Source organism: Amycolatopsis sp. H20-H5 (genome assembly GCF_035828755.1).
In the GTDB taxonomy this organism is placed as follows: domain Bacteria; phylum Actinomycetota; class Actinomycetes; order Mycobacteriales; family Pseudonocardiaceae; genus Amycolatopsis.
The window spans coordinates 1-24,117 of record NZ_JAYMZS010000105.1; the positions used below are offsets into that span (position 1 = coordinate 1).

29 protein-coding genes are annotated in these 24,117 nt (G+C 71.3%); 12 read left to right on the forward strand and 17 right to left on the reverse strand.

Going from position 1 to position 24,117, the window contains the following annotated elements; translation table 11 throughout:
• Positions 1 to 162: 162 nt before the first annotated feature.
• Positions 163 to 570, forward strand: coding sequence for a hypothetical protein (locus QMK34_RS37075; RefSeq protein ID WP_326419419.1), 408 nt, complete (start codon positions 163 to 165; stop codon positions 568 to 570).
• A gap of 104 nt (positions 571 to 674) precedes the next feature.
• Here QMK34_RS37075 and QMK34_RS37080 read toward each other — a convergent pair whose 3' ends face one another.
• Both QMK34_RS37080 and QMK34_RS37085 read right to left on the reverse strand, forming a co-directional pair.
• Positions 675 to 2,381, reverse strand: coding sequence for an AMP-binding protein (locus QMK34_RS37080; RefSeq protein ID WP_326419420.1), 1,707 nt, complete (start codon positions 2,379 to 2,381; stop codon positions 675 to 677).
• Between the two features lie 27 nt (positions 2,382 to 2,408).
• Entirely contained in the window at positions 2,409 to 3,251 is an 843-nt protein-coding gene (locus QMK34_RS37085; protein WP_326419421.1) for a crotonase/enoyl-CoA hydratase family protein, read from the reverse strand.
• A 107-nt stretch (positions 3,252 to 3,358) separates the two neighbouring features.
• Between QMK34_RS37085 and QMK34_RS37090 the strand changes: the two genes are divergently transcribed.
• Positions 3,359 to 4,237, forward strand: a complete 879-nt coding sequence (locus tag QMK34_RS37090) for an alpha/beta fold hydrolase (protein ID WP_326419422.1) — start codon at positions 3,359 to 3,361, stop codon at positions 4,235 to 4,237.
• Here the strand turns inward: QMK34_RS37090 and cobA are convergent.
• From cobA to rpmB, 5 genes are all read right to left on the reverse strand, one after another.
• Positions 4,222 to 5,445 carry a uroporphyrinogen-III C-methyltransferase gene (gene cobA / locus QMK34_RS37095; protein ID WP_326419423.1) on the reverse strand — a complete coding sequence of 408 codons (1,224 nt, stop codon included), beginning with the start codon at positions 5,443 to 5,445 and terminating at the stop codon, positions 4,222 to 4,224. The two genes, QMK34_RS37090 and cobA, sit on opposite strands and share 16 nt — an antisense overlap.
• 162 nt (positions 5,446 to 5,607) lie before the next feature.
• Positions 5,608 to 5,847, reverse strand: coding sequence for a 30S ribosomal protein S18 (gene rpsR, locus QMK34_RS37100; RefSeq protein ID WP_442785295.1), 240 nt, complete (start codon positions 5,845 to 5,847; stop codon positions 5,608 to 5,610).
• Positions 5,848 to 5,852: 5 nt separating this feature from the next.
• Entirely contained in the window at positions 5,853 to 6,158 is a 306-nt protein-coding gene (gene rpsN / locus QMK34_RS37105) for a 30S ribosomal protein S14 (RefSeq protein WP_326419426.1), read from the reverse strand.
• Positions 6,158 to 6,325, reverse strand: coding sequence for a 50S ribosomal protein L33 (gene rpmG / locus QMK34_RS37110; RefSeq protein WP_326419427.1), 168 nt, complete (start codon positions 6,323 to 6,325; stop codon positions 6,158 to 6,160). Before rpmG ends, rpsN begins: the two co-directional genes overlap by 1 nt.
• Positions 6,325 to 6,561 (reverse strand): 50S ribosomal protein L28, encoded by a 237-nt coding sequence (rpmB, locus tag QMK34_RS37115; protein ID WP_326419428.1) that lies wholly within the window; start codon positions 6,559 to 6,561, stop codon positions 6,325 to 6,327. Before rpmB ends, rpmG begins: the two co-directional genes overlap by 1 nt.
• Positions 6,562 to 6,656: 95 nt before the next feature.
• On the opposite strand from rpmB, the gene mrf reads away from it, so the two are divergent.
• The 4 genes from mrf to QMK34_RS37135 are packed head-to-tail and all read left to right on the forward strand — an operon-like array spanning position 6,657 to position 9,428.
• Entirely contained in the window at positions 6,657 to 7,910 is a 1,254-nt protein-coding gene (gene mrf / locus QMK34_RS37120) for a ribosome hibernation factor-recruiting GTPase MRF (RefSeq protein ID WP_326419430.1), read from the forward strand.
• Complete coding sequence (locus QMK34_RS37125) at positions 7,907 to 8,170, forward strand: type B 50S ribosomal protein L31 (protein ID WP_326419432.1); 264 nt, start codon at positions 7,907 to 7,909, stop codon at positions 8,168 to 8,170. Before mrf ends, QMK34_RS37125 begins: the two co-directional genes overlap by 4 nt.
• A complete protein-coding gene (rpmF, locus tag QMK34_RS37130; RefSeq protein WP_326419433.1) occupies positions 8,170 to 8,328 on the forward strand; it encodes a 50S ribosomal protein L32 in 159 nt (52 codons plus the stop codon). Before QMK34_RS37125 ends, rpmF begins: the two co-directional genes overlap by 1 nt.
• Positions 8,325 to 9,428, forward strand: coding sequence for a GTP-binding protein (locus tag QMK34_RS37135; protein ID WP_326419434.1), 1,104 nt, complete (start codon positions 8,325 to 8,327; stop codon positions 9,426 to 9,428). Before rpmF ends, QMK34_RS37135 begins: the two co-directional genes overlap by 4 nt.
• Before the next feature lie 75 nt (positions 9,429 to 9,503).
• Here QMK34_RS37135 and QMK34_RS37140 read toward each other — a convergent pair whose 3' ends face one another.
• Entirely contained in the window at positions 9,504 to 9,800 is a 297-nt protein-coding gene (locus QMK34_RS37140; protein WP_326419435.1) for a hypothetical protein, read from the reverse strand.
• 181 nt (positions 9,801 to 9,981) lie between these two features.
• On the opposite strand from QMK34_RS37140, the gene QMK34_RS37145 reads away from it, so the two are divergent.
• Positions 9,982 to 10,692: a lysophospholipid acyltransferase family protein gene (locus QMK34_RS37145; RefSeq protein WP_326419436.1), complete on the forward strand. Its 711-nt coding sequence runs from the start codon at positions 9,982 to 9,984 to the stop codon at positions 10,690 to 10,692.
• On the opposite strand, the gene QMK34_RS37150 is transcribed toward QMK34_RS37145, so the two are convergent.
• Genes QMK34_RS37150 through QMK34_RS37165 form a run of 4 tightly spaced genes read right to left on the reverse strand, consistent with a single transcriptional unit; the run spans position 10,683 to position 14,605 of the window.
• A complete protein-coding gene (locus QMK34_RS37150; protein ID WP_442785296.1) occupies positions 10,683 to 12,119 on the reverse strand; it encodes a pyridoxal phosphate-dependent decarboxylase family protein in 1,437 nt (478 codons plus the stop codon). The genes QMK34_RS37145 and QMK34_RS37150 overlap by 10 nt on opposite strands.
• A complete protein-coding gene (locus tag QMK34_RS37155) occupies positions 12,116 to 13,420 on the reverse strand; it encodes an MFS transporter (protein ID WP_326419437.1) in 1,305 nt (434 codons plus the stop codon). Before QMK34_RS37155 ends, QMK34_RS37150 begins: the two co-directional genes overlap by 4 nt.
• A gap of 27 nt (positions 13,421 to 13,447) precedes the next feature.
• Positions 13,448 to 14,416, reverse strand: a complete 969-nt coding sequence (locus tag QMK34_RS37160; protein WP_326419438.1) for a sphingomyelin phosphodiesterase — start codon at positions 14,414 to 14,416, stop codon at positions 13,448 to 13,450.
• Positions 14,417 to 14,434: 18 nt separating this feature from the next.
• A complete protein-coding gene (locus tag QMK34_RS37165) occupies positions 14,435 to 14,605 on the reverse strand; it encodes a neutral/alkaline non-lysosomal ceramidase C-terminal domain-containing protein (protein ID WP_326419440.1) in 171 nt (56 codons plus the stop codon).
• 100 nt (positions 14,606 to 14,705) lie between these two features.
• On the opposite strand from QMK34_RS37165, the gene QMK34_RS37170 reads away from it, so the two are divergent.
• On the forward strand, positions 14,706 to 15,437 hold the full coding sequence (locus tag QMK34_RS37170) for a GNAT family N-acetyltransferase (protein ID WP_326419441.1): 732 nt from the start codon (positions 14,706 to 14,708) through the stop codon (positions 15,435 to 15,437).
• Positions 15,438 to 15,440: 3 nt separating this feature from the next.
• Here the strand turns inward: QMK34_RS37170 and QMK34_RS37175 are convergent, their stop codons facing one another.
• Positions 15,441 to 15,929 carry a CGNR zinc finger domain-containing protein gene (locus QMK34_RS37175; protein ID WP_326419443.1) on the reverse strand — a complete coding sequence of 163 codons (489 nt, stop codon included), beginning with the start codon at positions 15,927 to 15,929 and terminating at the stop codon, positions 15,441 to 15,443.
• A 105-nt stretch (positions 15,930 to 16,034) separates the two neighbouring features.
• On the opposite strand from QMK34_RS37175, the gene QMK34_RS37180 reads away from it, so the two are divergent.
• On the forward strand, positions 16,035 to 16,901 hold the full coding sequence (locus QMK34_RS37180) for an alpha/beta fold hydrolase (protein ID WP_326419444.1): 867 nt from the start codon (positions 16,035 to 16,037) through the stop codon (positions 16,899 to 16,901).
• A 16-nt stretch (positions 16,902 to 16,917) separates the two neighbouring features.
• On the opposite strand, the gene QMK34_RS37185 is transcribed toward QMK34_RS37180, so the two are convergent.
• A complete protein-coding gene (locus QMK34_RS37185; RefSeq protein WP_326419445.1) occupies positions 16,918 to 17,943 on the reverse strand; it encodes an LLM class F420-dependent oxidoreductase in 1,026 nt (341 codons plus the stop codon).
• 14 nt (positions 17,944 to 17,957) lie between these two features.
• Positions 17,958 to 18,863 (reverse strand): oxygenase MpaB family protein, encoded by a 906-nt coding sequence (locus tag QMK34_RS37190; protein WP_326419446.1) that lies wholly within the window; start codon positions 18,861 to 18,863, stop codon positions 17,958 to 17,960.
• Positions 18,864 to 18,951: 88 nt separating this feature from the next.
• Between QMK34_RS37190 and QMK34_RS37195 the strand changes: the two genes are divergently transcribed.
• Positions 18,952 to 19,548 carry a TetR/AcrR family transcriptional regulator gene (locus QMK34_RS37195; protein ID WP_326419448.1) on the forward strand — a complete coding sequence of 199 codons (597 nt, stop codon included), beginning with the start codon at positions 18,952 to 18,954 and terminating at the stop codon, positions 19,546 to 19,548.
• Here the strand turns inward: QMK34_RS37195 and dmpG are convergent.
• Together dmpG and QMK34_RS37205 are read right to left on the reverse strand one after the other, a co-directional pair.
• On the reverse strand, positions 19,539 to 20,573 hold the full coding sequence (dmpG, locus tag QMK34_RS37200) for a 4-hydroxy-2-oxovalerate aldolase (protein ID WP_326419449.1): 1,035 nt from the start codon (positions 20,571 to 20,573) through the stop codon (positions 19,539 to 19,541). The genes QMK34_RS37195 and dmpG overlap by 10 nt on opposite strands.
• Positions 20,570 to 21,472: an acetaldehyde dehydrogenase (acetylating) gene (locus QMK34_RS37205; RefSeq protein ID WP_326419450.1), complete on the reverse strand. Its 903-nt coding sequence runs from the start codon at positions 21,470 to 21,472 to the stop codon at positions 20,570 to 20,572. The genes dmpG and QMK34_RS37205 overlap by 4 nt, the downstream gene beginning before the upstream one ends.
• A gap of 40 nt (positions 21,473 to 21,512) precedes the next feature.
• Here QMK34_RS37205 and QMK34_RS37210 point away from each other — a divergent pair, with 40 nt between their 5' ends.
• A complete protein-coding gene (locus QMK34_RS37210; RefSeq protein WP_326419451.1) occupies positions 21,513 to 22,271 on the forward strand; it encodes an IclR family transcriptional regulator in 759 nt (252 codons plus the stop codon).
• 89 nt (positions 22,272 to 22,360) lie between these two features.
• Positions 22,361 to 24,117: glycosyl transferase (locus tag QMK34_RS37215; RefSeq protein WP_326419464.1), on the forward strand; the 1,757-nt coding region annotated here is incomplete at its 3' end.

Genomic DNA, 24,117 nt, shown 5'->3' on the forward strand with positions numbered 1-24,117 from the left:
CCGGCGGGGAGAACCCGCCGCGGCGCAGCAGCAGCACGCACACGCCGAGCACCGCCTCGCGCAGCACTAGCGGCACCACCTGCATCAAGGGCGAGCAGACCGTGTTAGCCGCCGTCGTCCCCAATGAATGAAGCGCTCGAGCGCACCGGAGAAGAAGGGCTCATGAGAAGAGTCGCCGCGTTCCGCCCGCACGTCCTGGTACTGGCCGCCTCGGCCGCGCTGCTCGCCGGTTGCGGTGGCGCGAGCCCGGCACCGGCCGCCGCGCCACCGCCCCAGGCCAAAGCGCAAGCCGCCGCCGGACCCACCACTACGAGCACACCCTGCGGCGAGGTCGCGGGGTCCGGTGGGGCGCAGACGAAGGTCGCGGTCCGCGGCGCGGTCGACTGCGCGCAGGCGAAGTCGCTGCTCACCGACTACTTCGCCAAGCTGACCCCGGCCGAGGCGAACTCCCCGGACGGCCCCGGCCCGATCGCGCTGGGCGAGTGGACCTGCGGCAGCGGCCCCGGCGGCGACCCGGTCACCTCGTGCTCGACCGAGGACGACCGTCAGGTGGACGGCGTCCGCGGCTAGGAAGCCCCGCCGACCGCGCGCACCGCTTGACTGCCCCTGAAGGCCACCTTCACAGCGTTTTACGCTGTGAAGGTGGCCTTCAGGGGCACTTCGGGCGAGCGGGGTCAGGCTTTCAGCTGGGGGAAGTCCTCCTCGCGGAACTCGCCGGGCGCGCGCTCGTCCGGCTTCTCCCGGCCGCGCAGCTCGACCCGGCGGATCTTGCCCGAGATTGTCTTCGGCAGCTCCGCGAACTCGATCCGGCGGATCCGCTTGTACGGCGCCAGGTGCTCCCGGCAGAACGCGAGAATGGCGACGGCGGTGTCCGCGCTCGGCTCGTAGCCGCTCGCCAGCACGACGTACGCCTTCGGCACGGCGAGCCGGATCGGGTCGGGGGCGGGCACCACGGCGGCTTCGGCGACGGCCTCGTGTTCGAGCAGCACGCTCTCCAGCTCGAACGGCGAGATCCGGTAGTCCGAGGCCTTGAACACGTCGTCGGTGCGGCCGACGTAGGTGAGGTAGCCGCGCTCGTCGACCGAACCGACGTCGCCGGTGTGGTAGTAGCCGCCCGAGAACGCCTCCGCCGTGCGCTCGTCGTCGTCGACGTAGCCGGTCATCAGGCCCACCGGGCGCCGCGACAGGTCGAGGCAGATCTCGCCCTCGGTGGCGGGCTCGCCGCTCACCGGGTCGACCAGCACCACGGCGAACCCCGGCAGTGGGCGGCCCATCGAGCCGGGCACCACCTGCTGGCCGGGGGTGTTGGCGATCTGGACGCTGCTCTCGGTCTGGCCGAACCCGTCCCGGATGGTGACGCCCCAGGCCCGCTCGACCCGGTCGATGACCTCCGGGTTGAGCGGCTCGCCCGCGCCGACCACCTTGCGCGGCGGGGTCTTCAGCACCGTGAGGTCGGCCTGGATGAGCATCCGCCACACCGTCGGCGGGGCACAAAAACTGGTGACCCCGCAGCGGTCCATCTGCCCCATCAGCGCGACGGCGTCGAAGCGGGCGTAGTTGTAGAGGAACACCGTGGCCTCGGCGTTCCAGGGCGCGAAGACGTTGCTCCAGGCATGTTTCGCCCAGCCGGGCGAGGAGATGTTCAGGTGGACGTCGCCCGGCTGAAGACCGATCCAGTACATCGTGGACAGGTGACCGATCGGGTACGACACCTGGGTGTGGCCGACCAGTTTCGGCTTGGCCGTGGTGCCCGAGGTGAAGTAGAGCAGCATCGGGTCGGCTGCCGCCGTCGGCCCGTCGGGCGTGAACTCGCCGGGCGCGTCGTAGGCGTCGGCGAACGAATGCCAGCCCGGCACCGGCTCGCCGACGACGATCCGGGTGTAGCCGCCTTCGACGCCGTCGAACTTCGGCGCGTCGGCCGAGCGGATCACGACGTGCTTCGCGGCGCCGCGCTCCACCCGGTCGGTCAGGTCCGCGGGGCCCAGCAGGGTCGACGCCGGGATGATCACCGCGCCCAGCTTGATCGCGGCCAGAATCGTCATCCACAGCTCGCCCTGGTTGCCGAGCATCAGGATCAGCCGGTCGCCGCGGGACACGCCGAGCCCGCACAGCCAGTTGGCGACCTGGTCGGACCGGCGCGCCATCTCGGGGTAGGTCCAGCGGTTCTCCGTGCCGTCCTCTTCGACGATCCACAGCGCGTACCGCTGGGCGTTCGCCGGGTCGCGGGCGATCACGTCGAACCAGTCCAGCGCCCAGTTGAACTCGTCGGGCCGGGGCCAGCTGAAGTCCCGGTACGCGGTCTCGTAGTCCTCGCGATGGGCCTGCAAGTAGTCCCGCGCCGCGCGGAACGCCTGATGGACTTCCGAAGCGCCGTTGCTCACGATCGGTTCTCCTCGTACGTTCGGTCGTTATTCGCCCTTGAACTCCGGTGCCCGCCGCTCCATGAACGCCCGCACGGCCTCGCCGAGGTCCTTGCTCGGTAAAAACGCGGCGTTCCACGCCGAGACGTACCGGAGGCCCTCGGCCACCTGCCGCTCGGTGTTGGTGGCGAGCACGTCCTTCACACCCTGCACCACCAGCGGCGGGTTCGCAGCGATCTCGCCGGCCAGCTCGCGGGCGGCGGCGAGCAGCGTCTCCTGGTCCGGGTAGACGTCGTTGACCAGCCCGATCCTCTCCGCGCGCGCGGCGTCGATGTCCTTGCCGGTCAGCGCGAGCTCACGCAGATGGCCCTCGCCGATGATGGAGGCGAGCCGCTGCAGGCTGCCGAGGTCGGCGACGATCGCGACGCGCACCTCGCGGACGCTGAACTTCGCTTCCGCGCTGGCCAGGCGGATGTCGGCGGCGCTGATGACGTCCAGGCCACCGCCGATGCACCAGCCGGAGACGGCCGCGATGACCGGCTTGCGGGTCTCGGCGATCGAGCTGACGCTCGCCTGCAACGTCCTGACCTCGGTGAGGAAGTCGGTCCGCGGGCCCGCCAAAGCGTCGCCCGCCAGCATCGGCGCCCAGCCGGGCATCATCGCGGGCAGGTCGAGGCCGTAGGAGAAGTGCGCGCCGCTGCCGGTGAGCACGATGGCGCGGACGCGGCTGTCGGCGTCGAGCGCACGGAACACGATCGGCAGCTCGCGCCAGAAGTCCGGGCCCATCGCGTTGCCCTTGGACGGCCCGAGCAGGGTCACCTCGGCCACGTGGCTCTCGATCTCGACCTTCAGCGAGACGAGGTCGGGGAGGCTGTCAGCGGTAGCGGTCATAGGGTCATCCTTACTCATCCGGTTGACACTGTGCCAACGCGGCCGGGAGATGCTTTCCTGAAAGGGACCGCGATCACCCGACAACGATCGCCTAAGGATGGTGGGACATGAGCCACGCCAGCAGCGCCACCGTGATCGAGGACCCGCCGCACCCGCCCGCGGGCCGGTCCTCCCGCCCGATCGAGCTGTCCGGCTCGTTCACCTTCGAGGGCCACCGCCTCGCCTACACCGAGTTCGGCGCCGGCGATCGGGTGGTCGTGCTGTCCCACGGCATCATGATGACCCGGCGGATGCACGCCCCGCTCGCGCGGCGGCTGGCCAGGTCGGGGCTCAGAGTGGTCACGTTCGACCTGCTCGGCCACGGCGACTCCGACCGCCCGACCGAGTCCTGGCGCTATTCGATGCCGGGGTTCGGGGACCAGACGGTCGCCCTGCTCGACCACCTGGAGCTCGAGCGCGCCGTCGTCGGCGGCACCTCGCTCGGCGCGAACGTCGCACTGGAGGTCGCGGTCACCGCGCCGCAGCGCGTGCGGGGCCTGATCGTCGAGATGCCGGTGCTGGACAACGCCATCGTCGCGGGGCTGATCGCCTTCGCCCCGCTCCTGATGGCCGCCCGGTTCCTGCCGGTGACGGTCAAGGGCGTCGCGCTGGCGGCCAACCTGGTGCCGCACGGCAACCAGTGGGTCGACGTCGTGACCGACACGCTTTCCCAGCAGCCCGCGCCGATGGCGGCGCTGCTGCACGGGGTGCTGTTCGGCCGGATCGCGCCACCGAAGGAGGTCCGGCGCCAGATCGCCACGCCCGCGCTGGTGATCGGGCACGAAGGCGACCCGATCCACCCGTTCGGCGACGCCGACAGCCTGGCCGAGGACATGCCGCACGCCGAGTTCCTGCAGGCCCGCAGCCCGGTGGAGCTCCGGTTCGAGCCCCAGCGGCTGACCTCGGCGATCGGCGAGTTCGCCCAACGGTGCTACGAGGAAGGCTGAGCGAGGCCCGCGACCGGGCCGATCACGATCACCGCGGGCGGGCGCACCCCGGCCGCGGCGGCTTCGGCCGCCACGACGTCCAAGGTCGAGCGCAGCACTCGCTGGGTGCGCATGGTGCCGTCCTCGACGATCGCCACCGGGGTCGACGGCGGGCGGCCGCCGGTGAGCAGCGCGGCGGCGAACTGCGGCAGCCGCTCGACGCCCATCATCAGCACGATCGTGCCCCGCATCCGGCCGAGCAGGTCCCAGTCCACCAGTGAGCGCTCGTCGCCGGGCGCGACGTGGCCGGACACCACGACGACCTCGTGCGCGACCCCGCGGTGCGTCACCGGGACGTCGGCGACGGCCGGGACGGCGAACGCGCTGGTGATGCCGGGGACCATGGTGACCGGGATGCCCGCCTCGGCGCACGCGAGCACCTCCTCGAACCCGCGGCCGAACACGTACGGGTCGCCGCCCTTGAGCCGCACGACGAACTTGCCAGCCTTCGCGTGCTCGATGAGCGTGGCGTTGATCACCTCCTGGCTGGCCGCCCGGCCGTACGGGATCTTGGCGGCGTCCACGATCTCGACCTCGGGGGCCAGCTCGTCGAGCAGTTCGCGCGGCGCGAGCCGGTCCACGACGACGACGTCGGCACGGGCCAGCAGCCGCCGCCCGCGCACCGTGATGAGGTCCGGGTCGCCAGGGCCACCGCCGACCAGCGCGACCCCGGGCAGCTCGCCCGCGGGGTGCGGCACCCGGCCGTCTTCGACCACACCGGCCTGCAGACCTTCGAGAATGCTGTCACGCACCGCCGCCGAACGCAGCGGCTCGCCGCCGGAGAGGACCCCGAGCAGCAGCCCGCCGTGGCGTCCGGAAGCCGGGGTCACCGCGCTGCCGAGGTCGCCTTCGTCGGCGCGGACGCAGAACACGCGCGCCCGCTCGGCCTCGGCGCAGACGGCCGCGTTGACCTCGGCGTCGTCCGTGCAGGCCAGCGCGTACCAGGCGTCGGCGAGGTCGCCCTCGGCGTAGCGGCGTTCGTGCCAGACGAGCTCACCGGCATCGGCCATGCCGCTCACCGAAGGGCTGGTGTGCGGGGAGATCAGCTCCACCCGCGCACCGGCCGCGACCAGGCGGGGAAGCCTGCGCTGGGCCACCGTGCCGCCGCCGACCATCACGACACGGCGGCCGGCGAGGTCCAGTCCGGAGAGGTAGTGCGGGTCATCCATGCGCGGGAGTGTATTTCCACCCGGCCCGGCCCGCCCGGACACCCTCGGCGTGCGGCGGGCAGCACCCCGGTGCCGCCCCGTTGTCGTGAGCGGGGGTCGTGGTGACCCCGATGTGGCGTCGGGTGGGTGGGACACAACGCCACATCGGGGCGCGAAACCGGGCTAGCGGCCCGCGTTGGGATAGGGCAGCAGGGCCATCTCGCGGGCGTTCTTGATCGCGGTGGCGACCTGTTTCTGTTGCCGCGGCGTCAATCCGGTGACGCGGCGGGCGCGGATCTTGCCGCGGTCGGAGATGAACTTCCGCAGCAGGTCGACGTTCTTCCAGTCGACCTCGGTGACCTTGCTGGCCCGCAACAGGTTCGTCTTGCGCTTGACGGGCCGGTCCCGCGTCGGCTTGGCCATCCGGCTCACCAGCTCGACTTCGAGACGCCGGGCAGTTCGCCGTTGTGCGCCATCTGCCGCATCCGCACCCGCGACAGCCCGAACTTGCGGAGGTACCCGCGCGGCCGCCCGTCGGCGGTGTCGCGGTTACGCACGCGCGTCGCGCTCGCGTCGCGCGGCATGGCTTGCAACGCCGACACGGCGAGCCCCTTCTCCTCCGGCGTCGAGCCCGGCGAGGCGATGACGGCCTTCAGCTCACGACGTCGTTCGACATAGCGGGCGACGACGACCTTGCGCTGCTCGTTCTTCGCGATCTTCGACTTCTTCGCCATCAGCGCTCCTCCTTGAACTCGACGTGCTTGCGCGCCACCGGGTCGTACTTCCGCAGGACCATCCGGTCCGGGTCGTTGCGGCGGTTCTTCTTCGTGACGTAGGTGTAGCCGGTGCCCGCGGTGGACCGGAGCTTGATGATCGGCCGGACGTCGGTGCTCCTGGCCATCAGAGCTTCACCCCTTTCGTGCGCAGCTCGGCGACGATCACGTCGATCCCGCGCTTGTCGATGGTCTTCATGCCCTTCACCGAGACCCGCAGCCGCACCCAGCGGCCTTCGCTCGGCACGAAGTACCGCTTGTGCTGCAGGTTCGGCTCCCAGCGGCGGGACGTCCGCCGATGCGAGTGCGAGACCTGCTTGCCGTACCCCGGTTTCCGGCCGGTGACCTGACACACGGCTGACACGCGCCCTCCAAGTTGGTGTTGATTGTCATTATCATTTACTGTACACAGCAGTACCCACCCCCGACGACCCACCCGGGTCCGCCCCTGGAGCTTCAGTGACCGAAAACCCGCGCGTGCCCCTAGTCCTCGTGAGCGGACTCGCCCCGGGACCGAACAGCACGCTCGCCGACCTGCTGCGCCAAGACGGGCCCGGCACCGCGGTCGTGCACCACGACCTGCGCCAGATCACCTCGGGGGTGGTCCGCCGCCGCGTCCAGTTCGGCAAGCGGGACCAGCTCACCGCCCTCGAACTCGCCCACGGCTGCGTCTCCTGCACCCTGCGCGAGGACCTCCTCCCACTGCTTCGGCGCCTCGCCCGCGAGCCGGGAGTGAAGCGGATCATCGTCCGGCTCGACGAGGCCATGGAGCCCGAACCGGTCAGCTGGGCGCTGCAGCACGTCCTCGTGGGCGACCGCACGGTCAGCGAGGACGTCGACCTGCGGGCCGTGCTGACCGTGCTCGACTGCGCGACCTGGCTGGCCGACGCGACCGGCGACGAGACCCTGGCCGAGCGCGGTATGCAGGCGAGTCCCGAGGACGAGCGCACGGTCGCGCAGGTCGCGCTCTCGCAGGTCGAGTTCGCCGACCTGCTCGTGCTCGCCGGTACCGCGGGCGACGCCTGGACCGCCGCCAAGGGCGCCGCGGTCCTCGACCGCGTCGCGCCGTCGATCCCCCGCGTCGAACTGTCCATGGTGGACGCTCGGACGGTGCTCGCCGCCGTGCCCGCCGACGCGCGCCGCGGCGAGGTCACCGACATGCACGGCCCGCTCCTGCGCGGACAACCACCGCTGCACCCCGACTGCGGCGTCGCGCTGCTGACGTTCACCTCGCAGCGGCCGTTCCACCCCGAACGCCTGCACGACGCGATCGACGTCCTGCTCGACGGCGTCGTCCGCACCCGCGGCCGCGCCTGGGTCGCCAGCCAGCCCGACATCGGGTTCTGGATCGAGTCGGCGGGCGGCGGCCTGGGCATCGGCCACGCGGGCCCGTGGCTCGCGGCCCCCGACGGCCCGGCCTGGGCCGACGTCTCCCCCGAACGACGGACCATGGCTTCCCTGCGCTGGGACCCCGAATTCGGCGACCGCGCCCAGGAGATCGTCGTCGTCACCGATCAGGCGACCCCCGAAGAGGTCGAAGCCGCGCTCCAGGGCGCGTTGCTGACCGACGAAGAGCTGGCCGCGGGCGCCGAAGTCTGGCTGACCTACCCGGACCCGTTCGGGGAATGGCACGAGGAACCGTGCGACGACACCGAGCTCGACCCCGCCAAACACGATGCGAACGCATCGAACCGAAAGGACGAAAGCCAGTGAAACCGGGCATCCACCCCGCCTACCACCCCGTGGTGTTCAAGGACTCGTCGACCGGCGACGCCTTCCTCACCCGCTCGACGATCCAGTCGTCACAGACCGTCGAGTGGGAGGACGGGAACACCTACCCGCTGGTGACGGTCGACATCAGCTCGGCGTCGCACCCGTTCTGGACCGGCAACCGCCGGATCATGGACACCGCGGGCCAGGTCGAAAAGTTCCACCGCCGTTACGGGCAGCGCAAGACAGGAGGCGCGAAGTAATGGCCGTGCCGAAGCGCAAGATGTCGCGCAGCAACACCCGCGCCCGCCGCTCCCAATGGAAGGCCGCGGTGCCCGACCTCGTCCCGATCAAGATCGACGGCGAGACGAAACTGGTCCCTCGCAAGCTCATCAAGCACTTCCACCGGCTGGGGAAATGACCACTCCGGTCACGGTGCTGTCGGGCTTCCTCGGCGCGGGCAAGACGACGCTGCTCAACCACATCCTCGCCAACCGCGAGGGCCTGCGGGTCGCGGTGATCGTCAACGACATGAGCGAGGTCAACATCGACGCGGCGCTGGTGCGGGACGGGGCCAGCCTGTCCCGCACCGAGGAACGTCTCGTCGAGATGACCAACGGGTGCATCTGCTGCACCCTGCGCGACGACCTGCTCGTAGAGGTCGCCCGGCTCTGCGCGGACGGGCGGTTCGACTACCTGCTCATCGAGTCGAGCGGCATCTCCGAGCCGATGCCGGTGGCCGCGACGTTCTCCTTCGCCCGCGACGACGGCGTCGCACTACTCGACGCCGCGCGTCTCGACACGATGGTGACCGTCGTCGACGCGGTCAACTTCGGCCGCGAGCTGGCGTCTGGGGACTCACTGGTGTCGCGCGAGTTGGACCAGTACTCCGGCGACGAGCGGACCGTCAGCGACCTGCTGATGGACCAGGTCGAGTTCGCGGACGTGCTGCTGCTGAACAAGTCCGACCTCGTCACCCCCGCCGTACTGGACCGCCTCGTGGCGGTGCTGCGACGGCTGAACCCGGCCGCGGACGTCGTCACGGCGGCGCACGGCCGGGTGCCGATGGACCGCGTGCTCGGCACCGGGCGCTACGACGTCGAGCTCGCGCAGGAAGCACCGGGCTGGGTCGCGGAGCTCAACGGCGACCATGTACCCGAGACCGAGGAGTACGGCATCTCCAGCGTCGTGTTCCGCGCCACCCTGGCGTTCGACCCGAGCCGTCTGTGGGACTTCGTGAGCACCCGGCTGGACTCGGGCGAGTTCGGGACGGTGTTGCGCTCCAAGGGGTTCTTCACGCTGTCGTCCCGGCCGGGCGTGACCGGGCTCTGGTCACAGGCGGGCTCGGTCGCGCGGTTCGAGCCCCACGGCGTGGCGGACGCGCCGCGGCAGGAGCTCGTGTTCATCGGCACCGAGCTGGACGGGCCGGGCCTGACGTGCGCGCTCGAGCGGTGCCTGACGTCGGATTCCGGGGCGGTCGCGGACCCTTTCCCGGCTTGGGAGGGTGTGCACGTGCACTGAGGGGTCCCGAAGTGTCATGAAAGGGTCTTTACTGGCAAAAAGTGCCAGTAAAGACCCTTTCATGACACTCGGGGCTCAGTGGTCGTCGTAGTGGCCGTCGTGGGTGGCGTGACGGTGACCGTCGTGCAGGTAGTCCACGTGGTCGCCGTGGGGGACGGCGACGTGGCCGCAGCCCTCGCCGTGCGCGTGCGCGTGATCGTCGTGCGCGGCGTGGCCGGCGGGCTCGCACTCGTCGAAATGACCGTCGTGCGGACGGTGCAGGTGACCTTCGTGGACGTAGTCGACGTGGTCACCGTGCGGCACCGCGACGTGGCCGCAGCCGTCGCCGTGCGCGTGCTGGTGACCGGCGTGCTCGACGTGTGCGCTGGTCATGACCGGTTGTCCTCTCAAGGATGCAGACCGGCGCATACGTCCGGAATGTCCCGGACGCTAACACCGCGTGTGCGCCGCGGCCCGGCCAAAGCGTCCCCCGCCGCGACTTCTCACTCGACCGGGTAGCTAGGCTGAACCGCCGCCGCCGAGGCGGGCACGGGCGCGACGAGTCGGGGGGACCATGGCACGCGAACGGGGCGGGATCTGGATCGCGATCGGGGTCGGCATCCTCTATCCGGCCAGCTTGCTGCTGGGCCGGAAGAAAACCCTCGGGCTGGAACACCTGCCGTCCTCCGGCGGCGCGCTGATCGTGCTGAACCACGTGTCCCATCTGGACGGTCCGCTCGACGCCGTCACCATCAACCGCCAGGGCCGGGTCCCGCGGTTCCTGGTGAAGGCCGGGGTCTGGAAGAACCCGGTGGTCGGCCGGATCCTGACCGGGCTCGGCCAGGTCCCGGTGCACCGCGGCACGACGAAGGCCGCCGACAGCATGAAAGCCGCGGTCGCCGCCCTCGAAGCGGGCCGTACCGTCGTGGTCTACCCCGAGGGCACCATCACCAAGGACCCCGAAGGCTGGCCGATGGCCGCGCGGACCGGCATCGCGCGGATCGCGCTGGCGACCGGCGTGCCGGTCATCCCGGCCGCGCGCTGGGGCACCCGCGAGATCCTCGACCACTACCACAAGACGTTCCGGCCGCTGCCGCGCAAGACCGTCACCACCCGGTTCGGCGAGCCGGTCGATCTGACCGGCTACCGCGGCCGCCCGGTGACCGCCGCGCTGCTGCGGGAAGTCACCGAGCTGTCGATGGACCGGGTGACCGGCCTGCTCGCCGAGATCCGTGACGAGCGGCCGCCCGCCGCGCGGATCCGGCCCGAGGACTCTCAGGAGTAGAGCGCGCCGAGGAACTCCAGCAGCAGCCGTTCCCGCAGCGGCGGCGGCGCGCAGGCGATGAGCGCGTTGATGTGCGCCATGTTCGACGGCACGCCGTGCGGCGCGCCCATCCCGGCCGCCTTGAGCACACCCTGGAACTGCTCGCCGGTCAGCTCGGCCGGGTCCAGCGCGGCGACGTACGCGACCGTCCTCGGATCGATGACGACCGGCCCGTCCCTGCGCGCGGCGACGACCGACTCGGCCAGCGCGTCGATGAACTCCCTCTCGTGGCGCCGGTTCGCCGCGGTGATGGTCAGATGCAGGTTCATCGGGGACGACTCGTGCGCGAACTGCGGCTGGACGTACCAGCCGCGCGCCCGCATCTTGTCCGCGACGGTGAACAGGTCGTAGGCCGTGCTGTCGGTGGTGAACGACAGCAGCGTCGAGACCGGGTCGCCCAGGATCCGCAGCCCGTCGAGCAGCTCGATTCCATGGCGGATCTCGGTGGTCGCGATGTCGGCGTCCCCGGCGAGCTGAACGTAGCCTTTTTCGCCGAGGTGCAGGATCGTCGCCCAGGCCGCCGCGATCGGGCCGCCGGAACGGGTGCTCTGCATCGTCGTGTTCAGCATCGTGTAGCCGGGCCAGTCCGCGCTCGCGAAGTACTGCGGCCGCCGCAAGGCCGCGTTCGCGTGCAGCAGCACGGAAACGCCCTTCGGGCAGTACGCGTACTTGTGTAGGTCGACGGAAATACTGGTCACGCCGGGGACGTCCAGGCCGAACGGCGGCAGCTCGACGCCGTTCAGCACGAAGAACGGCAGCACCCAGCCCCCGATGCAGGCGTCGACGTGCATCCGGACGCCGCGCGCCGCGGCGGCCGCCGCGATCTCGGTGATCGGGTCCAGCACCCCGTGCGCGTACGACGGCGCGCTCGCCACCACGAGCACGGTCGTGTCGTCGATCACCGCGGCGATCGCGGCCGGATCCGCCCGGAATGTCCCCGGGTCCACCGGCACGGACACCTTACGCAGCCCGAAATAGTGGGCGGCCTTGTGGAACGCGGCGTGCGCGGTCGACGGCAGCACGATGCTCGGCGCGGTGATCTCCGGGTGTGCGTCGCGGGCGGCCAGCACGGCGAGCAGGCATGACTCGGTGCCGCCCGAGGTCACCGTGCCCACGGTGTCCTCGTCGCCGCCCAGCAGATCGGCCGTGTAGTGGACCAGCTCGTTCTCCATCTTGCCCAGGCTCGGGAAGGCCGTCGGGTCCAGCGCGTTGGCCGGGGAGAACAGCGCGTGCGCCGCGGCGCCCAGTTTGTCCACTTCGGACAGACCGCTGTCGTAGACGTAGGCGAGGGTGCGGCCGCCGTGGGTCGGCAGGTCGGCCGAGCGCAGCCCGCGGAGCTCGCCGAGGATCAGGTCGGCGGGAATGCCTTCCTCGGGCAGGGTGGTCATGAACGCGGCTCCAGCACCGAACGGCGCAGCAGCGGGATGGCCAGGAAGATCAGCAGCGCGGGCAGCACCGACGAGCCCAGCAGGATCGCGGTGACGGCGGTGTCGGGCTGGTGCACGGTCGAATCGGTGCTGGACACGTAGTTTCCTGCCTGCAGCACCAGGCTGAACAGGCCGGGCCCGACCGCCAGCCCGAGCGTCTCCGACGCGGTCCACACCCCGGCCGCGATCCCCGCCCGCGTCTCCCCGGTGCGCTCTTCCTCGGCGCTGATCAGGTCCGGCAGGATGGCCAGCGGGAACACCGAGATCCCCGCGTAGCCGACGCCGGCGAGCGCGACGAACACCAGCGTCACGGCGAACGGGAAGTCCTTGGCAAGGATCAAGCCGAGCAGGCCGGCCGTGAACGCCACGGTGGCGATCCGGAAGCCGTTCAGCTTGCCCATCCGGGCGCCGAGGCGCGGCCACAGTGGCATCGTCACCAGTGCCGGGCCGACGAAGCCGACGAACAGCGCCGTGCGGTAACTGGGGTCGCCGAGCACATGCCGGGCGAAGTACGGGATGGCCGCCAGCACGGTGCCGATGCCGAGCGCCTGCACGAAGTAGACGCCGAGCAGCCAGCGGAACGGCCGCCACTGCCCGATCGTCCGCATCAGCTCACGGGCGTTCACCGTGTTCGGCCGCAGCGAGCCGACCGGCGCGCCCTTGAGCCCGAAGTACACCGCGAGCGTCGCGGCCAGGATGATCACGCCCATCACGACGCCCATCACCCGGTAGCCCGTGACCCCCGGGATCAGGTCCGTCAGCGCGGGAGCGGCGCCGCCGGAGACGAGGATCGCGACCGCCAGTACGCCGATCCGCACGCTGGTGAGCTTCGTGCGTTCGTCCGCCGAGTCCGTGATCTCGGCCGGGAGCGCGTTGAACGGCACCTGGAAGAAGGCGTACGCGGTGGCGCAGAGGAAGAACGCGATGACGACGTAGGTGGCGTCCAGCCCGGGAGTGCCGAAGCCGGGGTGCGCGAACAGCACGGCGAACAGGATCGCGACGCCGATGCCGCCCCGCAGCAGGAACCGCCGCCTGCTGCCGGTCTTGACGAGGTCGGCGTCGGACAGCCGCCCGGCGATCGGGTTGAACAGCACGTCCCAGGCCTTGGGGACGAACACGATCACCCCGGCCACCGCGGCGGGCACCGCCATCGTGTCGGTGAGGTACGGGAGCAGGAGCAGGCCGGGCACGGTGCCGAACGAGCCGGTGACGAACGAGCCCAGCGAGTAGCGAAATCTCGTCCGGGTTGGCAGCGGCGCCATGGTCCTCCTCGGGTGCGGGCAACCCGGTCAGTATTGGATCTTCGCCACCACCGGGTAGTGATCGGAGGGAATCGTGCCACCGTCGTAATGCACCAGTCGTACCGGGCTGACCACAGCGCGTGGACGACCGCCGCCGAAGACCGCGCCGACGTAGTCGAGACTGTCCCGGTAGGTCGCGGGAACGGACTTCGCGGCGTTCGGATTGGTGGCCGCGTCGAAGGTGTACTCCCCCGCGCCGACCGTGCCCAGCTCTCCGCCGAGGGCGGCTTCGCCCTGCTGGGACTGGGTGCGGCCCAGTGCGTCCCGGCGCTCCTGGCCCGCCCAGTACTCGATGTTCAGGTCCCCAGCGACCACCACCGGCTCGGCCGGGGCGGCGTACTTCGCGACCAGCCCGTGGATCTCGCCGAGCTGCGCCATCCGGACCTGGTGCGCCTTCGGCAGCGTGTCCGGCGCTTCGTCGGCTTGCAGGTGCGTGCCCGCGATCCAGACCGGACGGCCGTCCACCCGCAGCCGCAGCAGGGCCGCGCCCTTGTTCGACAGGTAGTCGGCCGTGCCCTGGTAGGAGTTCCGGAACACCAGCTGGTGTTTCTCGGTCACCGGCCACCGGCTCAGCACGGTCACGCCGCCGTTGACCACGATCGGCGAGTTCGAGCAGTTGCCGTCCACCGTGGTCCAGCCCGGCGAGGTGCCGCAGTACTGCCCGACCAGCGGGGTCTGGAACGGGAACACGCCGACGAGCCGGGCGCGCAGGTCCTCTGCCTGCGCGCTGAACGCCTCGTCGAGCACGACGACGTCCGCGCCCGCCTCCCGGATCACCGCTTCCGCGGCCTGCGCGCGAGCCTGCTTGTCGGAGGTGTTCGGGTTCGCGATCCACGGCAGCTGCCAGATGTTGAACGACAGGACCTTGAGTGTGGTCGTGCCCGCCCCCAGCGCCGGTGCGGCGAGAGCGGTGGACAACGCCGCCAGCAGGGCGACGAAGGTGAGGATTCTGCGCACGGAACCGCCCTTTCGTGTTCACGAGACCACGAACGCGCGCGAGCTGCCGCTGAAGGCGGTGATCGCGCCGGTGAGGCCGTTCTTCCAGTCTCCGAAGTGGACCACCCGGTACTTGCCGATCGGGGTGTTCACGGGGATGTCCCAGGTAACCGGCTCACCGGCATGGGCGCTCCTCCCGCAATAGAACATGAACTGCTTTCATATTCAATGCTGACGGACGCTACGTGATCGTCCTCACCCCCGCAACCGGCGGCCGGAATCGGCCGGACGGAGACCTAGGGTGATCACCATGGACGCCGACCTGACCCTCGCCACCCGCAACGCCGCGGCCTTCTGGACCGCACTCGCCACGTCCCGCGGCCACAGCGTGCTGGAACGGCCCGGTTTCCTCGCGGTGGAGGGAGCACCGATCGGCCTGCGCGCCATGCTGCTCACCGCGAACCCGTCGCCCGGCGACCTGGCCGAACTGACGGGGCTCGCCCGCGGTCGCGCGGACCGCAAAGTGGTCGTCGAGGACTCCTTCAGCACGGTCGACGTGGCCGGGCTCGGCTTCTCGCCGCGTCAGCTGCCGGTCATGGTCCGCAAGCCGGGACCCGCCCCCGCGTCGCCCTCACCACCCGACGTGTTCCGGGTGACGGACCGGGACCAGCTCGCGATCGCCGAGCGGATCATCATGGACGGGTTCACGCTGGCCGCCTTCCAGCCTTACCAGCCGGGCCGGGCGTTCCCGGACGGCCTGCTGGAGCACGCGGGCGCGGACCTGTTCGTCCTCACCCGCGAGGGTGTCCCCGCCGGGGCGTGCGTGACGTTCTTCGACGGCACCGCGGGCGGGGCGTACTGGGTGACCACGCTGCCCGAGCACCGCTCACACGGGGTCGGCCGGGCGCTGACGCACGCGGTGCTCGACCATTTCGCGGACGTCCCGGTCACCCTGTCGGCGTCGAAACCCGGCAAGCCGCTCTACGACTCCCTGGGTTTCGACACGCTCAACCTGGCGAACTGGTGGACGCCCACCGCCTGAACGTCAACTCGGCGGGCGGTGCCGTTCATAGTGGCGGCGGGCCTTTTCGCGGTTGCCGCAAGCCGCCATGGAGCACCAGCGGGCGCGGTTCGCCCGGCTGCGATCGAGCAGGAACAACCGGCACTCGTCGTTCTCGCACGGGCGCAGCCGCCCCGGCAGCCGCTCCTCCGCTTCGGCGAACGCGAGCACCATCTCGACGGCGAGCCGGGAGTCGCGGTCGCCGACCAGCACCCAGTTCAGGCCGTCCTCGGTGATCTCGGGCTTCCGGTGGACGCCTTCCAGCAGCGGCCCGAGCGCTGAGCGGGGCTGTTCGCGGCGGACGACCGCCTGCAGCAGGTCCCGGGCGCGCCGCACCCGTTCGAGCTCGGCGGGCGTGCCGGTGCCGCCGTGCTCCGTCATCCATCGCCTGCCCCGAGCCGGTTCGGCGAGCTCGTCGTGGGCGGCGCCGTCGAGCACCGAGCTGGTGTTGAGCAGCGCCAGCAACCCGTCCATGAACCCCACCTTCCATCCTAACCTCATTGAGTCTTTTGACAGGTTAGCAAACCTGTGCTTTGCTCATCGCAGACTAACCAGACCAAGCATTCAAAGGGGTTAGGCATGATCTCGGTACACCACCGGACCGCCACCGTCGCCGGGCGAACGGTCTTCTATCGCGAAGCCGGGCCCGCGCAGGCCCCGACCATCGTGCTGCTGCACGGTTTTCCCACCAGCTCGCACATGTTCCGCGAGCTGATCCCCGCGCTGGCCGACCGTTACCACGTCCTCGCACCGGACATGGTGGGCTTCGGCCGCTCCGACGCGCCCGCGGCCGACGAGTTCGACTACAGCTTCGACTCACTGGCCGCCGTCACCCGGGAACTGCTCGACCAGCTCGACGTCACGCGGTTCGCGCTCTACGTCCAGGACTACGGCGCACCGATCGGGTGGCGCCTCGCGCTGCACCACCCCGACCGGGTGACGGCGATCGTCACGCAGAACGGGAACGGCTACACCGACGGGTTCGTCGACGCGTTCTGGACTGACGTGTGGGCCTACGCGACGAACCCGGGCCCGAAGACGGAAGGCGCCGTGCGGTTCGCGCTGAGCCTGGAGGCCATCCGGTGGCAGTACGTCCACGGCGTGCCCGACCCGAGCCTGGTCAGCCCGGACAGCTGGCACCACGACCACGCGCTCGTCAGCCGCGAAGGCAACGACGAGGTGCAGCTCACGCTCTTCCGCGACTACCCGGGCAACGTCGAGCTCTACCCGAAACTGCAGGAGTACTTCCGCACGAGCCAGGTGCCGCTGCTCGCGGTGTGGGGCCGCAACGACGAGATCTTCGGGCCCGCCGGGGCCCGCGCTTTCGCGCGCGACCTGCCCGACGCCGAGGTCCACCTGCTCGACGGCGGGCACTTCCTGCTCGAAAGCGAGCTCGACGCCGTGACCGGCTACCTGCGCGGCTTCCTCGGCAGGGTGCTGGGCTGAGCGCTCACCGCGCGCATCAGGAGAGGACCTCGGCGACCTTGGTGAGGGTGGCGGCGTCGCCGCGCAGCAGCAGCGAGGTCGCCACCGTCTCCTCCCACGCCGCGAGCTCGTCCCGGACCTTCGCCGCCGGGCCGATCAGGGAGGTGTCCTCGACCAGCGACGTCGGGATCGCGGCCACCGCCTCGCTCTTGCGCCCGGCAAGGTACAGCTCCTGCACCTTCGTCACGACGTCCTCGTAACCGAGGCGGGCGAAGACGTCGAGGTGGAAGTTGGCGCTCTTCGCGCCCATCCCGCCGATGTACAACGCGAGCGACGGCTTGATCCAGCTCGCGGCCTCCTCGACGTCCTCGTGCACGATCACCGGCACCGAGGTCGGCACCTCGAACTCGGCGAGGGTGCGCCGCGCGCCGGGCCGGGAAAAACCCTCCTGCAGCGCGGCGCGGTAGAACGCGTCGCTCTTGGGAGAGAAGAAAAGCGGCAACCAGCCGTCACAGATCTCGGCGGCGAGCGCGACGTTCTTCGGCCCCTCGGCGGCGAGGTGGATCGGGATGTCCTCGCGCAGCGGGTGGACCGTCGACTTCAGCGGCTTGCCGAGCCCGGCGCCGCCCTGCAGGGGCAGCTGGAAGAAGTCACCCGCAAGGGTGACCGGCGCCTGGCGCGCGAACACCTGCCGCACGATGTCGACGTACTCACGGGTCCGCGCCAGTGGCCGCGGATAGGGCTGGCCGTACCAGCCCTCGACGACCTGCGGGCCGGACGCGCCGAGCCCGAGCACGAACCGGCCGCCGGAAAGGTGGTCCAGGGTCAGCGCGCTCATCGCGGTGGCGGCCGGGGTGCGCGCGGCCATCTGCACGATGTTCGTGCCCAGCCTGATCCGGCTGGTCGAGGCGCCCCACCAGGCCAGCGGGGTGAACGCGTCCGAGCCGTACGCCTCGGCCGTCCACACCGAGTCGAACCCGAGCTCCTCCGCGCGCACGACCGCTTCCAGTGCGCCCGGCGTCGGCCCCGAACCCCAGTACCCGAGATGGAATCCCAGTTTCACTGCTTCTCCCTGGATCAGACCTGCGGCGAATAGTGGTGCGGTTTCCCGCGTTCGGCCAGTGGTGGCAGGTTCCGCGCCGGAGTCTCCACCGGCGCACCCGGCATCCCGCGTTCCCGGCGCCAGCCCGCGCGGGCCCTCGGATGGTAGCGACGATCGTGCGGGACGAGCTTGCACACCAGGTTGATCGCACGACCGGCCAGCCGGTGCCATCGCGCGTCGCGAGCGGTCCAGCCGTAGCCGAGCCGCTCCCGGATGACGGGCTCGTACATCCCGACGGTCAGCCAGCCGAAGCCCCGCGCGACCAGTACCCGCGCCCGGTTCCAGGCGAAGTCCGGCAGCCACGGCATGAACGGCGGCTTCGCGAGTTCGCCGAGGTCCAGCACGTCCCTGGTCGCCTTGTTGTCCTCCAGCACGTCGGCGCACATGTGCCGCCAGTAGACCTGGAACTCCGCCCAGCTCCCGGGCACCGGGCGCAGGCTCATGTCGTAGAGCCGGTACCACTGGACGTGCTCGTCGAACAGCTGCCGCTTCTGCGCTTCGGTGACGCCGCCCATGAAGTGCTCGGCGATGAGGATCACGCTCATGAAGAACGTCGAGTGCGCCCAGTAGTAGGTCTCCGGATCGAGCGCGTGGTAGCGGCGGCCCTGGGCGTCGACACCCTTGATCCGGTCGTGGTACCCACGCACCCGCAACGCCGTCTCGTGCGCCCGCGGGCCGTCGTAGACGACTCCCCCGATCGGGTACAGCGAACGGAACAGGCGCTCCCAGCGCTCCGCGAAGAACCGGGAGTGCTGTTCGACCCCGGCGCCGAGCCCGGGATGCATGTTCTGCATCGACCCGGCCCACAGCCCGATCAGCAGGCCGCGCCAGTCCCCGAAGTACTTCCAGGTCAGCGAGTCGGGTCCCAACGGCTCCGGCATACCGGGCTCCTCACCGAGCTGGTTAACTGACCACATACGTTGTCAGGCGTAGAATTGACAACGCCCGTAGTCAAGAAAGGGGGCGGCCATGCCGAGCCGGACGTGGGCGGGCACGACGCTGGACGACCGCAAGGCCGCCCGGCGCGCGCAGCTCGTCGCGGCGGGCTTGGACCTGCTCGGCACGGAGGGCAGCGCGGCGGTCAGCGTGCGGGCGGTGTGCCGGGCGGCCAAACTCACCGAGCGGTACTTCTACGAGAGTTTCACCGACCGCGAAGAGCTGGTCGTCGCGGTGTATGCCCAGGTCGGCGCACAAGCGCGGCAGGCGCTCCTGGACGCCGTCGGCACCGCGGCCGAACCCGCGCACCGCGCTCGCGCCGCGGTCACCGCGTTCGTCGAGCTGATGGTCGACGACCCGCGCCAGGGCCGGGTTCTGCTGCTCGCCCCGATGACCGACCCCGCGCTCACCCGCCGGGGCATCGAGCTGCTGCCCGCGTTTGCCGCGCTGGTCGTCGGCCAGCTCTCGCACGGCGACGAGACCGACCGGCAACTCACCGCGATCGGCCTGGTCGGCGCGCTGAGCAACGTGTTCATCGCCTATCTCGACGGCTCGCTCAAGGTGTCGAGGGACCGCCTGATCGCGCATTGCGTCCGGCTGGTGCTGGGTGCGGACGTCCCTCACGACTGAGCCTTCTCGGCCACCAGTTTCAGCGCGATGTCGATGATCATGTCCTCCTGGCCGCCCACGTACTTCGCCTCGCCGACCCAGTACAGGATCTCGTGCGCGGGCACGCCGTAGCGCCGCGCGGCCCGTTCGGCGTGCAGCAGGAAACTGGAGTAGACCCCGGCGAAACCCTGCACGATCGACGAGCGGTCCATCACCGGGAGCCGCGTGATGTAGGGTTTCACGACCTCCTCCGCGGCGGCCATCAGCACGTCCTTGTCGACGCCGGTGACCACGCCGAGCCGCTCGAAGGTCGCGGCCAGCACCTCCGTCGGCGAGTTCCCCGCGCCCGCGCCGAGCGCGACGAGCGAGCCGTCGATCTGCCGGGCGCCCGCCCGGTACGCGAGCACCGAGTTGGCCACACCGAAGCTCAGATTCTGGTGTCCGTGATAGCCGACCTGGGCGTCCGCGCCGACTTCCGCGACCAGCGCCGCGACCCGGTCGGCGGCCTCCTCGAGGATCAGCGCCCCCGCGGAATCGACGACGTAGACGCACTGGCAGCCCGCGTCGACCATGATCCGGCCCTGCTTCGCCAGCGCCTCGGGCGCCGACATGTGCGCGAGCATCAGGAAGCCGACCGTCTCCAGGCCGAGATCACGCGCCGCGCCGAAATGCTGGACGGAGACGTCCGCCTCGGTGCAGTGGGTGGCGATCCGGACGGCGCCCGCGCCGAGGTCCGCCGCCGCCACCAGGTCGGTGACCGTGCCCAGGCCCGGCAGCAGGAGCACGGCGATCTTCGCGCGTCGTGCCTCGTCGGCCGCCGCCGCGATCAGGTCGCGCTCGTCGACCAGCGAGAAGCCGTAGTTGAAGGTGGAGCCGCCGAGCCCGTCGCCGTGGCTCACCTCGATCAGCGAAACACCGGCGTCGTCCAGCGCGCGGACGGTGTCGCGCACGTTGCGCTCGGTGAACCGGTGGGCCATCGCGTGGCTGCCGTCGCGCAGGGTCGTGTCGACCAGCCGGACCTCACGATCGACGTCATCCCAGCTCACCCCGTCACCGCCCCGGCCGCGAGCAGGTCACCGGCGCGGGCCGCGGCGGCGGTCATGATGTCGAGGTTCCCGGCGTAGGCGGGCAGGTAGTCGCCGTTGCCCGCGACCTCCAGGAACACCGCCACCCGCGCGCGCCCGCCCCACCCGGGCCGGGGCTCGTCGTACTGGGGGTCGGCGGTGAGGCGGTAGCCGGGCACGTAGGTCCGGACCTCGGCGGCCATCCGGTGGATCGAGGCGGACACCGCGTCGAAGTCCGCGTCGGGGGCCACGGCGCAGAACACGGTGTCGCGCATGATCATCGGCGGCTCGACGGGGTTGATGATGATGACCGCCTTGCCCCGCGCCGCCCCGCCGACGAGCTCGATCCCGCGCGCGGTCGTCTCGGTGAACTCGTCGATGTTGGCCCGCGTGCCCGGCCCCGCCGAACGGGACGACACGGACGCGACGATCTCGGCGTAGGACACCGGGGTCACCCTGGCGATGGCGTGGACGATCGGGATGGTCGCCTGGCCGCCACAGGTGATCAGGTTGACGTTCGGCGCCCCCAGTACACCGGCGCCGACGGCCGGGCAGACGAACGGGCCCACCGCCGCCGGGGTCAGGTCGACCGCGCGGATGCCCGCCGCCGCGTACCGGGGCGCGTTCGCGCGGTGCGTCTTCGCCGAGGTCGCCTCGAACACCAGTTCCGGGAGCTCGTCGCGCGCCAGCAACCAGTCGACGCCGCCCGAAGACGCCTCGAGCCCGAGCGCCGCGGCGCGGGCCAGGCCGTCGGACCCCGGATCGACGCCGACCATGTACCGCACCTCGACGTGCTCGCTGCGGCGGAGTTTGGCGAGCAGGTCCGTGCCGATGTTGCCGGGGCCGACGATCGCGGCCACCGCCTTCTTCCGGGAGGGCATGGCTACTGACAGTCCTCGCCGGGAGGGGGACACTCAACCCATGCGTACCACTGGGCGGAACGATCAGGGTGATCAGGACGGGCTCACCGCCACCCGGCTCACCGCCTTGCTCTCGGCGTTCCGGCCAGGGGACGACGCGCTGGGCGTGTCCGAACTCGCCCGGCGCACCGGCCTGGCGAAGTCGACCGTCCACCGGCTCTCCGCCCATTTGGTCGGCACCGGCCTGTTCGAGCGGCACGGCACCGGCCTGCGGCTCGGGCTGAAGCTGTTCGAGATCGGCCAGCTCGCCGCCGGCCGCCGTGGCCTGGTCGAGGCCGCGCGGCCGTACCTGGCGGACCTTCGCGAGGCCACGCGCAACACCGTGCACCTCGCGGTCCTCGAAGGCACCGAGGTGGTGTACCTCGACATCCTGCGCGGACCGGACGCGCCGCTGCTGCCGTCGCGCGTCGGCGGGCGTTTTCCCGCGCACGCCACCGGCGTGGGCAAGGCGATCAACGCCCATTCGCCGGAATCTGTTGTCGCACAAGTGATCAACAACGGCCTCGCGCGAGTGAGCGCGCGGACGATCACCGCGCCGGGACTGCTGCGCAGGCAGCTGGCCAAGATCCGGGCCGACGGGATCGCCTTCGAGCGCGAGGAATCCGGTGTCGGCGTGGTCTGCGCGGCGAGCCCGCTGCTCGACGCCACGGGCGCCGTCGTGGCCGCGCTCTCGATTTCCGGCTGGGCCAACCGGATGCACACCAGCCGGGTCGCGCCCGCGGTCAGGACCGCGGCGCTGACCCTGTCGCGGACCCTGTGAGAAATCTTTCCACCGCAACGCTTTTCGTCGCGATAGGCCGTCCGGATGACACGCTTACCTCCGGCGGGCGCGCCGACTACGCTCGCCGGATGGCCCAGCAGAGCTGGGGGGTCGCACTCCCGGGCCGGTCCCCCGCCACCCCGCTCAGCCGCCACGAAGCGCGGGCGGCGGCGACACACCGGCTGCTGTCGCTCGACGTCATGCTCGCACTACTCGCCCTCACCGGCGGGCTGCGGCTGCTGCGACTGATGAACCGGTCCCCCACCCTGAACTCCGAAGCCGCCACGGTGGCGCACACCTACGCCGTCGGGCACTTCACCTCCTTCACCGACACCGGCGGGGTGGCCGCCAGCCCGTTCGGCTGGCTCCAGCTCGCCGGGTACACGCTGGTCTCGCGCGCCTTCGACCGGGAGACGACCGCCATGTCCGCCGTCCGCGAGGCGATGGTGGTCGCGGCGGTGCTCAGCGCGGTCCTGCTCTGGCTGCTGGCGCGGCGGCTCGCGCTGCCCCGCTGGGCCGCGACGGTGGCGGTGCTGCTGACGGCGGTCTCCCCGTTCGCGATCGGCCTGCAGCACGTGGTCGTCGTCGAGCAGGTCGCGGCGGTGTGGGTACTCGCCGGTCTGGTGCTGATCCGCACCCCGGCGGCCCGCGCACGGCCGTGGCACGACGTCATCGCGGCGCTGTGCCTGCTCGCCGCGATCCTGACTTCGCCGCTCGCGCTGGCCTTCCTGCCAGCCGCCGGCTGGCTGCTCTGGCGCGACCGCGCGCCCGCGCGCGCCGGGCTCGCCGCGGTGGTGCTGACGCTGGGCCTCGGGCTGGCGTTCGGCCCCGGCGGCCAGGTACTGCGACCCGGGCTGAGCTGGGCGAACGCGGACGGGCCCCTCGGCTGGCTCGCCCTCGACCCGGCGCTGCTCGTGCTCTCGGCCGTCGCGCTGGTCGCGGGCCTGTTCGTCACCACGCTACGGCCGCTGGCGGTCAGCGGCCTCCTGCTGGCCGCCGCCCTGTGCTGGCCGGGCGCGCCGAGCGCCGGGCTGTTCGTGCTCCTGCTGCCGGTGCCGCCCCTGCTCGTCGCCGGGATCGCGCACACCGTCGCGACCCGCCTGCCCCGGCCGGGGCAGCACAGCGCGGGCATGCGGCGCCCGGTCCTGATCACGGCGTTGTGCCTGGTGCTGACCGCCGCGATCGGGGTGAGCTGGGTGCAGGGGTTCGACCGGCTGGGGTTGTCGGGCCGGACCGGTGAGCCGCTGCTGCAAGCTCGAAACTGGTTGCGGGACAACGCTTCCGGCTCCACCCTGCTCGTCGACGACGCGGCGTGGGCCGAGCTGGCCGCGGGCGGCTGGCCCACCGGCGCGCTGGTTTCCCCCACGGCGTGCCGGACGGCCTGCCCGGCCGCCGACTGGTCGGTGTCCACCGGCGCGATGACCGGGGCCCGGCACCGGTTCGCCGCGCTGGACGGCGAACTCTCCGAGGTCACCGACATCGCGGTGTTCGGCGAGGGCGCGGACCGGGTGACCGTCGCGCGACTCGACGTCCAGCCCACCCCGCCGGAAAACGCCACCTGGGCGCACGCCGGGACGGCGCTGGCCTCGTCGGCGGCCCTCACCAGCGACGGCGGCACCGCCGAACTGCTGCGGCAGGGCAAGGTCGACCCGCGGCTGCTCGGCACCATCGCCGCACTGCTCGCCCTGCACCCCGTGCGGATCGCCGCGTTCCCCGCCGTCGACGGGGAGGACGCCGCCGGTCAGCCGCGTCGCCGGGTGCTCATCTCCGGGGACGACAACGGCACCGCCGAGTTCTTCGGCGGCCAGCGGGACGTGTTCCGCCCGGACGCGGTTTCCCGCACCTC

Coding starts and splice junctions, on each gene's coding strand:
- QMK34_RS37145 (WP_326419436.1), top strand. CDS start 9,982: ATGGCACGCGAACGGGGCGGGATCTGGATCGCGATCGGGGTCGGCATC.
- QMK34_RS37205 (WP_326419450.1), bottom strand. CDS start 21,472: ATGCCCTCCCGGAAGAAGGCGGTGGCCGCGATCGTCGGCCCCGGCAAC.
- rpmG (WP_326419427.1), bottom strand. CDS start 6,325: ATGGCCAGGAGCACCGACGTCCGGCCGATCATCAAGCTCCGGTCCACC.
- cobA (WP_326419423.1), bottom strand. CDS start 5,445: ATGGATGACCCGCACTACCTCTCCGGACTGGACCTCGCCGGCCGCCGT.
- QMK34_RS37170 (WP_326419441.1), top strand. CDS start 14,706: ATGGACGCCGACCTGACCCTCGCCACCCGCAACGCCGCGGCCTTCTGG.
- QMK34_RS37190 (WP_326419446.1), bottom strand. CDS start 18,863: ATGCCGGAGCCGTTGGGACCCGACTCGCTGACCTGGAAGTACTTCGGG.
- QMK34_RS37075 (WP_326419419.1), top strand. CDS start 163: ATGAGAAGAGTCGCCGCGTTCCGCCCGCACGTCCTGGTACTGGCCGCC.
- QMK34_RS37090 (WP_326419422.1), top strand. CDS start 3,359: ATGAGCCACGCCAGCAGCGCCACCGTGATCGAGGACCCGCCGCACCCG.
- rpsR (WP_442785295.1), bottom strand. CDS start 5,847: ATGGCCAAGCCGACGCGGGACCGGCCCGTCAAGCGCAAGACGAACCTG.
- QMK34_RS37085 (WP_326419421.1), bottom strand. CDS start 3,251: ATGACCGCTACCGCTGACAGCCTCCCCGACCTCGTCTCGCTGAAGGTC.
- rpmF (WP_326419433.1), top strand. CDS start 8,170: ATGGCCGTGCCGAAGCGCAAGATGTCGCGCAGCAACACCCGCGCCCGC.
- QMK34_RS37165 (WP_326419440.1), bottom strand. CDS start 14,605: ATGTTCTATTGCGGGAGGAGCGCCCATGCCGGTGAGCCGGTTACCTGG.
- QMK34_RS37150 (WP_442785296.1), bottom strand. CDS start 12,119: ATGACCACCCTGCCCGAGGAAGGCATTCCCGCCGACCTGATCCTCGGC.
- QMK34_RS37210 (WP_326419451.1), top strand. CDS start 21,513: ATGCGTACCACTGGGCGGAACGATCAGGGTGATCAGGACGGGCTCACC.
- QMK34_RS37180 (WP_326419444.1), top strand. CDS start 16,035: ATGATCTCGGTACACCACCGGACCGCCACCGTCGCCGGGCGAACGGTC.
- QMK34_RS37195 (WP_326419448.1), top strand. CDS start 18,952: ATGCCGAGCCGGACGTGGGCGGGCACGACGCTGGACGACCGCAAGGCC.
- QMK34_RS37155 (WP_326419437.1), bottom strand. CDS start 13,420: ATGGCGCCGCTGCCAACCCGGACGAGATTTCGCTACTCGCTGGGCTCG.
- QMK34_RS37140 (WP_326419435.1), bottom strand. CDS start 9,800: ATGACCAGCGCACACGTCGAGCACGCCGGTCACCAGCACGCGCACGGC.
- QMK34_RS37175 (WP_326419443.1), bottom strand. CDS start 15,929: ATGGACGGGTTGCTGGCGCTGCTCAACACCAGCTCGGTGCTCGACGGC.
- QMK34_RS37135 (WP_326419434.1), top strand. CDS start 8,325: ATGACCACTCCGGTCACGGTGCTGTCGGGCTTCCTCGGCGCGGGCAAG.
- rpsN (WP_326419426.1), bottom strand. CDS start 6,158: ATGGCGAAGAAGTCGAAGATCGCGAAGAACGAGCAGCGCAAGGTCGTC.